The organism is Phytomonospora endophytica (genome assembly GCF_014202425.1).
Classification (GTDB): Bacteria; Actinomycetota; Actinomycetes; order Mycobacteriales; family Micromonosporaceae; genus Phytomonospora; species Phytomonospora endophytica.
This window is the reverse complement of sequence record NZ_JACHGT010000002.1, coordinates 182,862-196,124: the sequence shown is the minus strand read 5'-3', so window position 1 is coordinate 196,124 and position 13,263 is coordinate 182,862. Positions and strand designations below refer to the sequence as shown.

The 13,263-nt window shown below is 70.6% G+C and carries 17 protein-coding genes; 15 read left to right on the top strand and 2 right to left on the bottom strand.

What is annotated here, in order from left to right; translation table 11 throughout:
* The first annotated feature begins 101 nt into the window (after positions 1-101).
* Positions 102-614: a DUF1269 domain-containing protein gene (locus tag HNR73_RS04070; RefSeq protein WP_184785910.1), complete on the top strand. Its 513-nt coding sequence runs from the start codon at positions 102-104 to the stop codon at positions 612-614.
* A 54-nt stretch (positions 615-668) separates the two neighbouring features.
* Here the strand turns inward: HNR73_RS04070 and HNR73_RS04065 are convergent, their stop codons facing one another.
* The gene (locus tag HNR73_RS04065) at positions 669-1,577 is read right to left on the bottom strand and encodes a cation diffusion facilitator family transporter (RefSeq protein WP_184785909.1); all 909 of its coding nucleotides are present in this window, start codon (positions 1,575-1,577) and stop codon (positions 669-671) included.
* A 163-nt stretch (positions 1,578-1,740) separates the two neighbouring features.
* Between HNR73_RS04065 and HNR73_RS04060 the strand changes: the two genes are divergently transcribed.
* From HNR73_RS04060 to HNR73_RS04020, 9 genes are all read left to right on the top strand, one after another.
* A complete protein-coding gene (locus tag HNR73_RS04060; RefSeq protein WP_203685922.1) occupies positions 1,741-2,967 on the top strand; it encodes a cation:proton antiporter in 1,227 nt (408 codons plus the stop codon).
* A gap of 92 nt (positions 2,968-3,059) precedes the next feature.
* Positions 3,060-3,683, top strand: a complete 624-nt coding sequence (locus tag HNR73_RS04055; RefSeq protein WP_184785908.1) for a DUF11 domain-containing protein — start codon at positions 3,060-3,062, stop codon at positions 3,681-3,683.
* A complete protein-coding gene (locus HNR73_RS04050; RefSeq protein ID WP_184785907.1) occupies positions 3,668-4,471 on the top strand; it encodes a substrate-binding periplasmic protein in 804 nt (267 codons plus the stop codon). The genes HNR73_RS04055 and HNR73_RS04050 overlap by 16 nt, the downstream gene beginning before the upstream one ends.
* 109 nt (positions 4,472-4,580) lie before the next feature.
* Positions 4,581-5,282, top strand: coding sequence for a thioredoxin-like domain-containing protein (locus tag HNR73_RS04045; protein WP_184785906.1), 702 nt, complete (start codon positions 4,581-4,583; stop codon positions 5,280-5,282).
* 153 nt (positions 5,283-5,435) lie between these two features.
* Positions 5,436-5,753: a hypothetical protein gene (locus tag HNR73_RS04040; protein WP_184785905.1), complete on the top strand. Its 318-nt coding sequence runs from the start codon at positions 5,436-5,438 to the stop codon at positions 5,751-5,753.
* Positions 5,754-5,757: 4 nt separating this feature from the next.
* Positions 5,758-6,762 carry a hypothetical protein gene (locus HNR73_RS04035; RefSeq protein WP_184785904.1) on the top strand — a complete coding sequence of 335 codons (1,005 nt, stop codon included), beginning with the start codon at positions 5,758-5,760 and terminating at the stop codon, positions 6,760-6,762.
* A gap of 21 nt (positions 6,763-6,783) precedes the next feature.
* Positions 6,784-7,356 carry a suppressor of fused domain protein gene (locus HNR73_RS04030; protein ID WP_184785903.1) on the top strand — a complete coding sequence of 191 codons (573 nt, stop codon included), beginning with the start codon at positions 6,784-6,786 and terminating at the stop codon, positions 7,354-7,356.
* Between the two features lie 2 nt (positions 7,357-7,358).
* The gene (locus HNR73_RS04025) at positions 7,359-7,799 is read left to right on the top strand and encodes a hypothetical protein (RefSeq protein WP_184785902.1); all 441 of its coding nucleotides are present in this window, start codon (positions 7,359-7,361) and stop codon (positions 7,797-7,799) included.
* The gene (locus HNR73_RS04020) at positions 7,796-8,059 is read left to right on the top strand and encodes a hypothetical protein (RefSeq protein ID WP_184785901.1); all 264 of its coding nucleotides are present in this window, start codon (positions 7,796-7,798) and stop codon (positions 8,057-8,059) included. Before HNR73_RS04025 ends, HNR73_RS04020 begins: the two co-directional genes overlap by 4 nt.
* On the opposite strand, the gene HNR73_RS04015 is transcribed toward HNR73_RS04020, so the two are convergent.
* Positions 8,028-8,657 carry a hypothetical protein gene (locus HNR73_RS04015; RefSeq protein ID WP_203685921.1) on the bottom strand — a complete coding sequence of 210 codons (630 nt, stop codon included), beginning with the start codon at positions 8,655-8,657 and terminating at the stop codon, positions 8,028-8,030. The genes HNR73_RS04020 and HNR73_RS04015 overlap by 32 nt on opposite strands.
* A 64-nt stretch (positions 8,658-8,721) precedes the next feature.
* On the opposite strand from HNR73_RS04015, the gene HNR73_RS04010 reads away from it, so the two are divergent.
* The 5 genes from HNR73_RS04010 (at position 8,722) to pstA (ending at position 13,241) form a co-directional block, all read left to right on the top strand.
* Positions 8,722-9,369: an alpha-ketoglutarate-dependent dioxygenase AlkB family protein gene (locus HNR73_RS04010; RefSeq protein WP_203685919.1), complete on the top strand. Its 648-nt coding sequence runs from the start codon at positions 8,722-8,724 to the stop codon at positions 9,367-9,369.
* A 269-nt stretch (positions 9,370-9,638) separates the two neighbouring features.
* Positions 9,639-10,736 (top strand): phosphate ABC transporter substrate-binding protein PstS, encoded by a 1,098-nt coding sequence (gene pstS, locus HNR73_RS04005; protein WP_184785898.1) that lies wholly within the window; start codon positions 9,639-9,641, stop codon positions 10,734-10,736.
* Between the two features lie 80 nt (positions 10,737-10,816).
* Positions 10,817-11,908, top strand: a complete 1,092-nt coding sequence (pstC, locus tag HNR73_RS04000) for a phosphate ABC transporter permease subunit PstC (protein WP_184785897.1) — start codon at positions 10,817-10,819, stop codon at positions 11,906-11,908.
* 95 nt (positions 11,909-12,003) lie between these two features.
* On the top strand, positions 12,004-12,171 hold the full coding sequence (locus HNR73_RS03995; protein WP_184785896.1) for a hypothetical protein: 168 nt from the start codon (positions 12,004-12,006) through the stop codon (positions 12,169-12,171).
* On the top strand, positions 12,168-13,241 hold the full coding sequence (gene pstA, locus HNR73_RS03990) for a phosphate ABC transporter permease PstA (RefSeq protein ID WP_184785895.1): 1,074 nt from the start codon (positions 12,168-12,170) through the stop codon (positions 13,239-13,241). The genes HNR73_RS03995 and pstA overlap by 4 nt, the downstream gene beginning before the upstream one ends.
* Positions 13,242-13,263 lie beyond the last annotated feature (22 nt).

Below are 13,263 nucleotides of genomic sequence, written 5' to 3'. Positions count from 1 at the left end.
TTCGCCTAAATCACCTTCTATCGGGATGACATGCGTGAATTACGCGTATGGGGCAGGATGGGCTCGGCGACAACCGAACTCCAGAAGGGAAGGGAAGTCCAGTGAGCTATCTCGTTGCGGTGGCGTACCCGGATCCGGAGACCGCGCAGACGGTGCTCGGCAAGCTCATCGAGATGCAGAAAGGTGAGCTGATCAAGCTAGAGGACGCGGTCGTCGTCGAGCGGCGGGGCGACGGCAAGGTCAAGTTGCGCCAGACCGGCTCGAACACCGCGATCGGCGCGACCGGCGGTGTCTTGTGGGGCGGGCTGATCGGCCTGCTCTTCTTCGCGCCGCTGCTCGGCATGGCGGTGGGCGCGGCGGCCGGCGCGGCCGGCGGCGCGATGACCGACACCGGCATCGACGACAACTTCATGAAGCAGCTGGGCACCGAGCTCCAGAACGGTGGGGCGGCGCTGGTGGTGCTGGTGCGGAGCGCGACGGAGGACAAGGTCCTCAACGAGCTCGGCCAGTACGGCGGCAAGCTCATGCACACCTCGCTCGACACCGAGGCCGAGAACAGCCTGCGCGAGGCCATCGAGGCCCGGCAGCGCGAGGTCGCCGGCCAGGCGGCCTAGTCCGCGTACGGAAACGGCCCCCGGGGGAAACCCGGGGGCCGTTTCACGTGTCCGTCACCAGGACAGCGACTCGCAGGCCTTGCTGCTTCCGGCGGGTTCGACCTGGAGGGTGGCGTGGTCGATGCCGTAGTGCTCGTGCAGCGCCTCGCGGGCCTCGCCGAGCACGTCGCCGAGGTCGGCGCCGGCGTTGATGGACAGGTGGACCGAGGCGACGTCCATGCCCGAGGTGAGGGTCCAGACGTGCAGGTCGTGGACGTCCTCGACGCCCGGCACCTCGTTGAGGGTGCGGGTGACGGCGTCGAGGTCCATGCCCTTCGGCGCCGACTGGAGCAGGATCCGCAGCGCGTCGCGGCCAAGCCGCCAGGTCCGCGGGAGGATGAACACGCCCACCGCGATCGCCATGATCGGGTCGGCGTACCACCAGCCGGTGAACTCGATGATCAGCGCGGCCCCGATGACGCCGACCGAACCGAGCAGGTCACCGAGGACCTCCAGGTAGGCGCCCCGGACGTTGATGGACTCCTTGGCGCCCTGCTGGAGCAGCAGGAAGCAGATGATGTTGGCGATCAGGCCGGCCACCGCGATGGCGAGCATCAGGCCCGTGCGGACCTCGGGCGGTTCGCCGACCCGCCGGACCGACTCCACCAGCACCCACACCGCCACGCCGAACAGCAGCGCCGCGTTGGCCAGCGCCGCCAGCACCTCCAGCCGGTAGAGGCCGAAGGTCCGGTGCGGGCGGCCGTCGGCGCGCCGGATCGCGAAGATCGCCGCGAGGGCCATGCCGATGCCGAGGGCGTCGGTGAACATGTGCCCGGCGTCGGAGATCAGCGCCAGCGAACCGGAGACGATGCCCCCGGCGAGTTCGAGCAGCATGAAGCCGGCGGTGATGGCGAAGGCCCAGAGCAACCGCCCCCGATGCGCCTCACCGAGGCTCTTCGCGCCGTGGTCGTGTCCTGCACCCATGCGTCGCCCTCCCTGACGTCGTGTTCCCGCAAGTCATTGTCCACTGTCACCGCTTATCGACACTTGCGTTCCGAAGTGTCGAAATTCAGGGAATGGCGTTCACGTCCGTCGACACGCGGGCTTTAGGCGGTCGGCGGCGGCCCGGCCCTCCTACCCTGTCCCAGTGACGGACATTTCTGACGCCGATGCGTTTTTCGGGCTCACGCTGATCTTCGCCGCGGCCGTGTTCGCGCCGCTGCTGTCGGACCGGATCGCCCGCTGGGTGCCCATCCCGTCGACGGTCCTGGAGATCGTGCTCGGCATCCTGCTCGGGCCCTCGGTCTCCGCGCTGGTCGCCGAGAACGACGTCACCAACCGCTTCCACGACCTCGGCCTGGCCATGCTGTTCTTCCTGGCCGGCTACGAGATCGAGTTCGGCCGGATCAAAGGCCGCCCGCTCGTCCTCGGCGGCGCCGGCTGGCTCATCGGCATCGTCGCCGCCCTCGGCGTGTCGACCGCCGTCACCCGCGACCTCGACGTCGGCCTCATCGTCGGCGTCGCCGTCTGCACCACCGCCCTCGGCACGATCCTGCCGATGATCCGCGACGCCGGGATGCTCCCCACCAAGGTCGGCGCGCACATCATGGCCATCGGCGCCGTCGGCGAGTTCGCGCCGATGATCGCCATCACCGTCCTGTTCGGCACGACCAGCACCGAGGACCATCCGGCCTGGGTGCGCGCCGGCTTCGTCGTCCTCGCCATCATCGCCGCCTGGGCGGCCATGCGGCCGCGCTCCGAACGCGTCGGGCGGCTGCTGTCGGCGACCCTCGGCACGAGCGTCCAGTTCGCCGTCCGCCTGGCGATGCTCATGGTCGTGCTGATGATCTGGATCTCCTACGAGCTCGGCCTCGACATCGTCCTCGGCGGCTTCGTCGCCGGCGTCGTCATCCGCCTGCTCATCTCCACCATCGAAGAGGAGGAGGCCGAACTCGTCGCCTCCAAGCTCGACGCCGTCGGCTTCGGGTTCCTCGTGCCCTTCTTCTTCGTCACCACCGGCATCGGCTACGACCTCAAGGCCCTCCTCGACAGCCCCGGCGCGCTGCTCGCCCTCCCGGCGATCCTGGCGATGTTCCTGCTCATCCGCGGCGTGGTCACCTTCGTGATCCTGCGCAAGGACTTCGACAAGGCCGAACGCACGACCCTGTCGCTGCTCGCCTCGACGCAGCTGCCCCTCGTCGTGGTCGTCGCCGGCATCGGCGTCGCCACCGGCCGGATCTCCGCGGCGACCGAATCGGCGCTGGTCGGCGCGGCGATGCTGTCGGTCCTGATCTTCCCGCTCCTCGCCATCCGGCCGCCCGGGGCCGTCCGCCGCCTCACCGCCCGCGACCACGTCATCAACGAACCCACATAACCCCCGGGCCGCACCGCTCGTTAACCCAGTGGTGCCGCGACCCAGATACCGCGTGGACTCACCTGGTCCACCCGCCATGGTCCGGGGGGATCATGCATCCGTTCACATTCCTTCTCCCGCTGCTCTCCGCCGGCGCGCTCGCGCACGGCGTCGAGCCCCGACCCGAACCGGGCCCCGATCCCTCGGTGGTCGACGCCGCCGAACTCGGCGCCACCATCGCCCCGAAACTCGTCGTCGACGTCGACAACGGCGTCGCCCGCCTCGCCGAAGGCGAGCCGGTCACCTACACGCTCACCGTCGGCAACGACAGCCCCGCCCGCTACGACGACGTCGTCGTCTCCCAGGCCCTCCCGCGCGGAGTGCGCCTCACCACCGCCGAGGGCTCCCACACCGTCGAGCCCGGGCAGGTCACCTGGCTCGTCGCGCTCGCCCCCGGCGAACGCCGCGTCCTGACCGTCACCGGGCGCGTCGGCGACGGCGGAGAGCACCTCGTCGCCACCGCCTGCGTGGCGCCGGGGCCGGGGCGGCCCCTGTCGGCGTGCGACAGCGACGACGACGCCTTCCGCCCCCTGCCCGCGCATGCGGGATGGGCGCCCGTGGCCACCGCCGTGCTTACCGGCATAGTGGTCACCGGCAGCGTGTGGCTGCTGAGGCTCAGGTCGAGACTGAACGACGCCCCAAAGGGTGGGAAGGCACGGCGATGGCGGCTCATCTGAACAGGACGGCCCGGCTGGCGGGAACGCTCGCGACGGTGCTCGCGGTCGCCGCTGCCTCGGCGGCCTGCACCGACACCCCCGACAAGGAGTACGGCCTGTCGCGGGACGGGAAGCTGTCGATCTGCGTCGTCATGCCGACCCCGATGTACGCCCAGACCGGCGCCGACCAGCAGCCGAGCGGCCTGGACGTCGACGTGCTCGCGCGGGTGACCGACAAGATCGGCCTCGAACCGAACTACATCACCATCGGCGCCGACTGGATCGGCACCGACAAGCCCTTCGACGACGCCAAGTGCGAGATCATCGCCGGTGGCCGCATCGTCGACGCCGCCACCCGCGACGTCCTCGACTACACCAGCCCCTACCTGCGCACGCACGCGTCGATGCTGGTCCGCGCCGACAGTGACGTGAAGGCACCGGACGACCTGTCGGGCAAGGCCGTGGCCACCCCCGGCGACCGCCCGTGGACGGGCATCATGTCCGCTTACGCCGCCGACTGGGGCGTCACCCAGGCCCCACAGGCCGACATGGTCGCCGCCCTGGCCGCCCTCGACGCCGGCGACGTGCCCGCCGTCCTCGGCGACGACGCCTCCCTGCGGTACCTGGCCGCGCAGTCGGCCGGGAAGTACCGCCTGGTCGAGGGCGTCGGCGAGCCCTTCTTCCCGGTGGCCTTCGCGACCTCGATCTACATCGAGACCGACCTGCGCGACGACCTCAACGAGACGATCCTGGAGCTGGAGGAGACGGGCGTGCTCGCCGAGGTCCAGCGCACCTGGACCGGGGTGTGAGCGTCGACTCGCTCCGGCCGCCGGCCGACTGAGAATCATTCACACCGACCTGGCCAAGCGGCCCCGCGTCTTAGTACTATTCGCCTTCGTACTTAGGAGGCGTAGGAGCATGGGCAAGAAGGGCCGCGGATCCCAGACGGGAACCCGCTCCGGCGCGGGCACCAAGGGTGCCGGCGCCACGAGGAAGCGCACCCCCATCGTGGTGCCCAAAGCGGGCCCGAACTGGGGCATGGTCGCGCTGTACGGGGTGGTCGGGGTCGTGGTCCTGGCGCTGCTCGGGTACATCGGGTTCACCGCCTGGGACAAGAGCCGCAGCATGACCGACCGCGCCGAGGCCATCAGCGGGGTGACCAACTTCCGGGCGAGCACCGACCTGGGCCGCGACCACGTCGACGGCGACCAGACCTACGGCCAGACGCCGCCGGTCGGGGGCAACCACAACGGAGCCTGGGAGACCTGCAACGGCATCGTCTACACCCAGCAGATCCCCGACGAGCACGCCGTGCACAGCCTTGAGCACGGTGCGGTCTGGATCACCTACCGCCCCGACCTGCCCGCCGACCAGGTCGCCAAGCTCGCGACCCGCGTCGAGGGCAAGGACTACACGCTGATGAGCCCGTACCCGGGCCTCGACGCGCCCATCTCCCTCCAGGCCTGGGGCTTCCAGCTGAAGGTCGACAGCGCCGACGACGCCAGGATCAACGAGTTCATCGAGATCCTGCGCCTCAAGGCCTCGGTCGAAGACGGCGCCACGTGCAGCGGCGGCGTCCAGGCCACCGGCACCACGCCGAGCAGCGGCGAAGGCATGTAGTCGCGGCTCGCGAGACGTGACGCGCCCACCCGCATCGGCGGGTGGGCGCGTTTCCTTGACGCCGCTCACCCGTCCCGGTTCGCGGCCCCCAGGCGTCTTGCCCGACGTTGCTAATCTCGGGTTTCCTTGCCCCCGAAGGAAAGCGGGTGCCCCTTGACCGCTCCAGTGCTCGTCGACACCGCCAAAATCAAGTCCGCCGCCACCAAGATCGCGGCGCTCGCCCCGCGTGCCGCCGGGATCGGCGCCCCCGTCCAGAAGGGCGCCGGTGAGGCCGGTACCGCCAATCGCGGGTACTACACCGCCGCCGCCGTGACCAACTTCGCCGAGCAGGTCGTCGCCGCCGCCACCGCCATCGAGAAGGTCATGTCCACCCACGCCACCAAGATGACCGGCTGCGCGACCGCGTGGGACGCCGCCGACGCGCGCAACCAGGCCCTGATCCAGCGCGCCGGCTCCGGACTGCAGAGGTAGGCGAGTGCCGCTCACCTTCGATACCGCCAAGGCCGGGAAACCGGCGGAGTTCAAGGAGCACTCCGGCGACATCAACACCGCCCACACCACCATGATCACGCTCCGGCAGAACTACCTGACCACCGTGAGCGGTCTGGAACCCTCCTGGAAGGGCCGCGACTACGCCGGCCTGCAGGCCCGCTCGAAGATCGTCGGCGAGAACATCGAGGACGCCGAACGGCGGCTCAAGGACGCCACCACGACCCTCGGCGAGCACGGCCCGCTGATGGAGGGGCTGCGGATGCAGATGGTCCGCACCGAGAACCAGGCGCGCCTCCAGCTGTACCTCACCCAGGGCGGCCGGGCACAGATCAGCCCCATCCAGATGGCCAGGCTGAACGCGATGGCGGCCACGCCGCCCCCGGCCGGGCAGGCGGCCTACGCCGCCGAGCTGGCCCGCCTCGAACTCGGCGTGGCGACCTACACCGGGCAGCTTCAGTACGAGTTGCTGGAGCTCATCTTCCAGGACCTGTCCTGCGCCGCCCGCATGCACTCGCTGGGCCTGCTGCTCAAACGGGTCACCGCCGTGCTCGGCGGCGACACCTCCCGGCGGCCGACGAACGTGACGGTCGCCGCCGACCCGGCGCAGCGCCCCGGCGGTTTCCGCGCCCAGACGATGCGCGACTCGGTGCGCAACACGCCGCAGAACCCGCCGGGCACCCTCCGCGACGCGCACGACGGCAGCGTCATCGGTCACGTGGACAGCACCGGCATGCCCCGCCGGAACCCCGCGAACCCCTTCGACGTCGGGCACCCCACCGGGCACGAGTCCATCCGGCACGAGGAGGCGGCCCGATTGTGGGGGCGCCGCAGGGCCGACGTCAACGCGCGCCACAACAGCGTTCCGTACCGCCTGGAGAGCCGCCCGACCAACCGCTCCGGCGTCAACGAGGGCCCGATGACCACGAACCTGTGGGTGCGCGACTACCTCGGCCACTACGACTACCCGCCCATGCCCACCATCCCGTAGGCGACCAAGGAGCACCGCATCGTGCAGCCACCCCCGCCCGTCCTCGTCGAGGTCGCCGACGCCACCGCGCAGGCGCTCGGTTCGCGCGCGCCCCACGACGTCACCGCGCACTGGGACGCGTCGAAGGGCAAGCGGGTCGACATCGTCCGCTACGAGGGGCACCCCGTCGGCGACGCCCGCACCTTCGCCACGATCGGGCTGTCGCAGCGCGCCCTGCGCGACCCGGAACTGCGCATGGAACTCGTCGCAGGGGTGCGCGCGAGCGTCTCGGGCTTCGACCGGGTCGTCGCGACGGTCGCCTTCAACATCATGGACATCGGCCAGGCCTTCCCCGACCAGGTGCACACCGATGCCGTCGGGATGTACTACCCCGGCTGCACCACGCCCCACGCGCTGCTGGCGATACCGGGCATGTGGGGCGACGCCTTCACTGTCCTGCACACCTCGGCCGGGCCGGTGGCCTGGCTCCAGCCGATCCCGATAACCGTGCCCGAACTCGACTACGCCTCCGCGCACGGCTTCGGCGCGCTCGACAAGGCCTACCGCGGACGGCCTTTCGACCCGTCCGACCTCTACCGGGAATCGGTGGTCTGACCATGGAGCAACGCCCCTTCGAGATGCCCGAACTGCCCGAGGACCAGGACGACAGGCTCCGGCTCGCGCGCGAGATGCTCGACTCCCTGCCGCCCGACCCGGCGCACGAGGAGACCCGGAGGATCCTCGACGCCATGCCCACCAGCGCCGAACTCGCGGCGATGGAGCGCGAGCGGGAGCTGCTCGGCGCGGCCGTCGCCGGGCTTGAGGAGGCGCGCTACGAGGGCAAGGACAAGGACGGTCTGGTTCGCGTCGTCATGGACTACAGCGGCGACCCCGCCGAGCTGGAGTTCACCGTCGGCGCCGCCAGGGCCGGCACGCGAGGCCTCGCCGAGGCGATCGTCAAGGCCTGGGACGCCGCCGAGACCTCCCGGTCGGACGGGATGGTCGAGTACGCCGAGGCGGTCGCCGACGCCGAACGCCGCCTGAGGGGGCAACGATGAGCCATGAGGTGCCCGCCGAGATCGCGGCGATCATCGAGGAGCAGCGCGGCCGGACCTTCGACGCGGTCTCGGCCGGCGAACTGTGCCGGGTCACCGTCGACATCGCGGGGCGCCTTACCGGCGTGGTCTTCCTGCGCAACGACGTCTTCGCCGCCGGAACCCGCGAGGAGGTCGCCGCGGAGCTGCGCGACGCGATCCGGGCCGCGCGGGCCGAGGCGGTCGACACGCTCACCGCGGTGATCGCGGCCGCTCAGGAGTGAGGGGCCGGCTTCGGCGCACGCGCGCCAGGACTTCCCTCGACCGGCCCTCCGGCACGCCCGCCGCCGCCAGCGCGCGCTCCAGCAGGGGCACGTCGGCGCCATGCCGCACCAGGTGCGCGAGGATCGGCGCCCGCCGGTCGGGCCGGTCGCGCACCAGCTCGGTCACCAGCCGCAGCTCCAGTCGCACCGCAGGCACCACCCGGCTCCCGCATCGCACGTCCACGTAGTGCCGCCACGCCCCCTTGCCGCCGGATTCGAGGAACACGGAACCGTCCGGGTGCTCGACCGTGCTCGCGCTGACGCGCACGCCGTCCAGCACGAACTCGGCGAAGTACTGACCGGCCTCGGGGAGCCACACCGGCGGCTGCCGGGCCTCCCGGTCGGCGAACGCGGCCGCGAAGGCGTCCACGCCTTCGCGGGCGGCGAAGAGGACGTCGATGTCGCCCGCCGGGAGCACGACCCCCTGGAGCAGGGCCGCGGCCGTTCCGACGAGTCGGTACGGGATCCCGCCGCTCGCGGGGTCGAGGAGGTCGAGGGTCGTCGCGAGGAGGGCCCTCAGGTCGGCCTCGTCGCGCAGCGGCCGGGTGTGCGTGTCCATCGGAAGATCGTCGCGTCCCGGTGTGACACGACCGCCGTGCGAACACCCGTGCGATAGTGAACGGGTGACCCTCCCGCTTCCGCGCGCCCGCGCCGAGGTCGCACCCGGCGCGGTCCACGTCCCCGACTGGCTCGCGCCCGCCCGGCAGCGCGAGATCCTCGACGCCGCGCGCGAGTGGTCAAGGCCCCCGGCCGGTATGCGCCAGACGGTCCTGTCGGGCGGCCGCAAGATGTCGATCCGCACCGTCTGCCTCGGCTGGTACTGGTCGCCGTACCGCTACACCCGCGTCTCCCACGACGGCACGCCCGTCAAGGCCCTGCCCGCCTGGCTCGCCGAACTCGGCCGCGATGCCGTCGCCGTCGCCTACGGCGCCCCGAAGCTCGCCGCCGCCTACGAGCCCGACATCGCCGTCGTCAACTACTACGACCACGCCGCCCGCCTCGGCATGCACCAGGACAAGGAAGAGATCAGCCCGGCCCCGGTGGTGTCGCTGAGCATCGGCGACACCTGCGTCTTCCGCCTCGGCGGCACCGAGAACCGCAACCGGCCGTGGGCGGAAGTGCTCCTGGAGTCGGGCGACCTGTTCGTCTTCGGCGGACGGTCACGCCTCGCCTTCCACGGAGTCCCGCGCACACTGCCGGGCACGGCGCCGGGGCATCTCGACCTCTCGGGCCGCGTCAACATCACGCTGCGGATGTCCGGGCTGTCGTAGCGCAGGGGCCGCGAACCCCCTCCGAAACGCTTATTCGGTGCGTAAACGGTCGTCATCGGAATTGGGGCGAATCGGCATCTTAGTCGCAGAATCGCGAGGGCTTAGGTAACAAATCAGCAGCATGCTGGCTTGTTCACCGTCTGTTCACCAACTGCCCGGTCGCCCGCTACCTGCCGCGCTTAGCTTCTGGATCGGTTGATGAAGTCAACCCCGGACTCGTCCCCCACGGGTCGTCCGGCCTGATGAGTTCTTGGAAGGGAACGACTCACGTGAAGCTGCTTCGGCACGGCGCGATCGCCGGCCTCGTCGTGTCCGCCACGCTCGCGATGGCGGCGTGCGGTTCGGACAACACGGACGGCGCGGGCAACAACGGGGCGCAGGCGCCGACCGGCGACTGCGCGCAGGGGACGCTCAACGTCCAGGGCTCCAGCGCCCAGAAGAACGCCATCGAGGCGTGGATCGCCGCCTACCAGGCCAAGTGCGCCGGGTCGACGATCAACTACAACCCCTCGGGTTCGGGCGCCGGCATCGAGGCCTTCATCGCCGGCACGGCCGACTTCGCGGGCTCCGACTCGGTCCTCAAGGACGACCAGCTGCCCGGCGCCACGCAGCGCTGCGCCAGCGGTGCTCCCGCCCACCTGCCCATGGTGGTCGGCCCCGTCGCGATCGCCTACAACGTCGAGGGCGTCGACAACCTCCAGCTGAAGCCCGCCACGATCGCCGGCATCTTCGCCAACAAGATCACCAAGTGGGACGACGCGGCCATCAAGGCCGACAACCCCGACGCGAAGCTCCCGAGCACCCCGATCCAGGCCGTGCACCGCTCCGACGAGTCGGGCACGACGGACAACTTCACCAACTACCTCAACACCGTCGCCCCCGACATCTGGACCAACGAGCACGCCAAGCAGTGGCCGCTCGACGGTGGCGTCGGCCAGAAGGGCTCCGACGGCGTCGCGGGCGCGATCAAGGACACCGCGGGTGCCATCACCTACGTCGAGCTCTCCTACGCCGACAGCCTGGGCCTGAACAAGGCCAAGGTCGCCAACGGCGCCGACGAGTTCGTCGAGCTGACCCCCGAGTCGGCCTCCAAGGCCCTGACCGGTGCCAAGGCCGTCGGCACGGACCAGGACATCAAGCTCGAACTCGACTTCGAGACCAAGGAAGCCGGCGCGTACCCGATCGTCCTGGCGACCTACGAGATCGTCTGCACCGCCGGCAACGGCGACAAGGCCGCTCTCATCAAGTCCTTCCTGACCTACACCGCCAGCACCGCGGGCCAGGCCGAGCTCACCAAGATCGGTTACGCCCCGCTCCCCGAGGAGCTGCGCGCCAAGGTCGAGACCCTCGCGAAGACGATCGCCTAACCAACCCGCTCACCCCACGGGATTTGAGACACATGACTGACGGTGACATCACTCGCCCCGCAGCGACGGGACCGTCGGTAATGCCCGCCCAGCGGCCAGGGAACACTCTGGCCGCTGGGCACAGCGGCGTCACCGGCGAGACCGTCTCGGCCCTGCCGACCGTCGAGGTGCCCGACAGGCCCGCGCCGGCCCGGCCCGAGGAACCCCGCGAGGTACACGTCGGGGAGCCCCTGCCCAAGCGGCGCCGCTACGGCGGCGAGACGTATTTCAAGTCCCTCACCACGGTGGGCGGTTCGGCGGTCCTGGCGATCATCGCCGCGATCGCCCTCTTCCTCATCATCGAGGCGGTCCCGGCGCTCAGCGCCAACAAGGAGAACTTCTTCACCTTCACCAAGTGGAGCCCGAACGCCCTGAACGACGCGCACTTCGGTATCGCGTCGCTGGCCTTCGGCACGATTCTGTCGGCCGCGATCGCCCTGCTCGTCGCCGTCCCGATCGCCCTGGGCATCGCCCTGTACCTCTCGCACTACGCGCACCGCCGCGTCGCCACGATCCTCGGCTTCGCCATCGACCTGCTCGCCGCCGTGCCCAGTGTCGTCTTCGGCCTGTGGGGCCGGGAGTTCTTCGCCGTACCGGTGCAGGACCTCTCCATCTGGCTGAACAAGTACCTCGGCTGGTTCCCGCTGTTCGCCAGCGACGGGCGCTTCGGGCACTCGGTCCTGCTGGGCTCGCTGGTGCTGGCCATCATGATCCTGCCGATCGTCACCTCCCTGTCCCGCGAGGTCTTCATGCAGACCCCGCGCGAGCACGAGGAGGCCGCGATGGCGCTGGGCGCCACCAAGTGGGAGGTCATCCGCACCGCGGTCCTGCCCTACGGCCGCCCCGGCATCGTCGCCTCGGTGATGCTCGGCCTCGGCCGCGCGCTCGGCGAGACCATCGCGCTGGCGATGACGCTCGGATCGAGTTTCGTGATCTCCTGGTCGGTCGTCGAACCGGGTGGCAACACGATCGCGGCCAACATCGCCAACGCCTTCGGCGAGGCCAACGACCAGGGCCGCAGCGCCCTGATCGCCAGCGGTCTCGTCCTCTTCGCGATCACGCTGATCGTCAACATGACCGCGCGCGCCATCGTCCGCCGCCGCAAGCGATTCCTCGCGGCGGCGACGACATGACCACCACCACGCTCGGCATGCGTCCGGCCCGTACCCGGGCCGGTGCAAGGAGTCGTCCGGGGGCTGCCGGACGTCGGTCACTGGGAGGTGGCGCCATGAGCGGATCCGTTACCCACGTGGACTTCCAGTCCCGCAAGGTGCGCAAACGCGCCGAACGCGCCGAAGGGGGCTGGCCGGTCCTCGTCGCCAAGCCCCTGCGCCCGTCGGGCAAGGCCGGCGCGGCCGGGCCCCTCACCGAAGAAGACATGGAGACGGCGGTATGACCACCCTGACCGCGGCCACCACGACGGCCGTCCAGCTCAAGGCGAAGCGCCTGCCGAAGTACGCCCCCTGGGCGATCGCGGCCGGCGCGCTGCTGGTCGGCCTCGGCGGCGTCACCTTCGCCGCCGACGGTGGGCCCGTCATGGGCGCGATCGTCGCCGCCCTGCTCTACTTCGTCGCGCTGATCACGATCGCGACCTTCGTCGAAGGCGGCCGCGCCGCCCGCAACCGCGCGGCCTCGGCGCTGATCGGCTCGGCCTTCGTGCTGGCCGTCCTGCCGCTGCTGTCGGTGGCGTTCACGACGATCTCGCGCGGTGCCGACCGGTTCGACGCCGACTTCTTCTACCGCTCGATGAACGGCATCACCGCCCTCAACGCCGGTGGCGGCGCCTACCACGCGATCCTCGGCACCCTCGAACAGGTCGGGATCGCCGTGCTCATCACGGTCCCGCTCGGCCTGGCCGGCGCGATCTACGTCGTCGAGTACGGCCGCGGCAAGCTCGCCAAGTGGATCCAGTTCTTCGTCGACGTCATGACCGGCATCCCGTCGATCGTGGCCGGCCTCTTCGTGCTCGCCTTCTGGGTCATGGTGATCAGCCCGATCTTCAACGACGGGCGCCCGGCCTACTCCGGCTTCGCGGCCGCGCTGGCCCTCTCGGTGCTGATGCTCCCGACGATCGTGCGCTCCGCCGAGGAGATGCTGCGGCTCGTCCCGACGTCCCTGCGCGAAGGCTCCTACGCCCTCGGCGTCCCGAAGTGGCGCACGATCCTCAAGGTCGTCATCCCGACGGCGCTGCCCGGCATCGTCACCGGCGTGATGCTCGCCGTGGCGCGCGCCGCCGGTGAGACCGCGCCGGTGATGCTCGTCGCCGGTGGCGCCTTCGCCATCAACGGCAACCCTTTCGCGGGCCAGCAGACCTCGCTGTCCCTGTTCATCTACGACCAGGCGAGCACGGCGTCGCAGTACGCGCCGGCGCGGGCCTGGACGGCGGCGCTCACGCTGGTGGCCCTGGTGCTGCTGCTGACGATCGTCGCCAAGCTCGTCGCCCGCCGCAGCAAGCTCACCCGCTGACATCCCAGAGGAACGAAAGACA

Excerpts from the sequence above, each read along its gene's own strand:
- HNR73_RS03995 (WP_184785896.1), top strand. The coding sequence starts at position 12,004 with ATGAGCGGATCCGTTACCCACGTGGACTTCCAGTCCCGCAAGGTGCGC.
- pstA (WP_184785895.1), top strand. The coding sequence starts at position 12,168 with ATGACCACCCTGACCGCGGCCACCACGACGGCCGTCCAGCTCAAGGCG.
- HNR73_RS04055 (WP_184785908.1), top strand. The coding sequence starts at position 3,060 with ATGCATCCGTTCACATTCCTTCTCCCGCTGCTCTCCGCCGGCGCGCTC.
- HNR73_RS04020 (WP_184785901.1), top strand. The coding sequence starts at position 7,796 with ATGAGCCATGAGGTGCCCGCCGAGATCGCGGCGATCATCGAGGAGCAG.
- HNR73_RS04050 (WP_184785907.1), top strand. The coding sequence starts at position 3,668 with ATGGCGGCTCATCTGAACAGGACGGCCCGGCTGGCGGGAACGCTCGCG.
- pstC (WP_184785897.1), top strand. The coding sequence starts at position 10,817 with ATGCCCGCCCAGCGGCCAGGGAACACTCTGGCCGCTGGGCACAGCGGC.
- HNR73_RS04025 (WP_184785902.1), top strand. The coding sequence starts at position 7,359 with ATGGAGCAACGCCCCTTCGAGATGCCCGAACTGCCCGAGGACCAGGAC.
- HNR73_RS04015 (WP_203685921.1), bottom strand. The coding sequence starts at position 8,657 with ATGGACACGCACACCCGGCCGCTGCGCGACGAGGCCGACCTGAGGGCC.
- HNR73_RS04065 (WP_184785909.1), bottom strand. The coding sequence starts at position 1,577 with ATGGGTGCAGGACACGACCACGGCGCGAAGAGCCTCGGTGAGGCGCAT.
- HNR73_RS04045 (WP_184785906.1), top strand. The coding sequence starts at position 4,581 with ATGGGCAAGAAGGGCCGCGGATCCCAGACGGGAACCCGCTCCGGCGCG.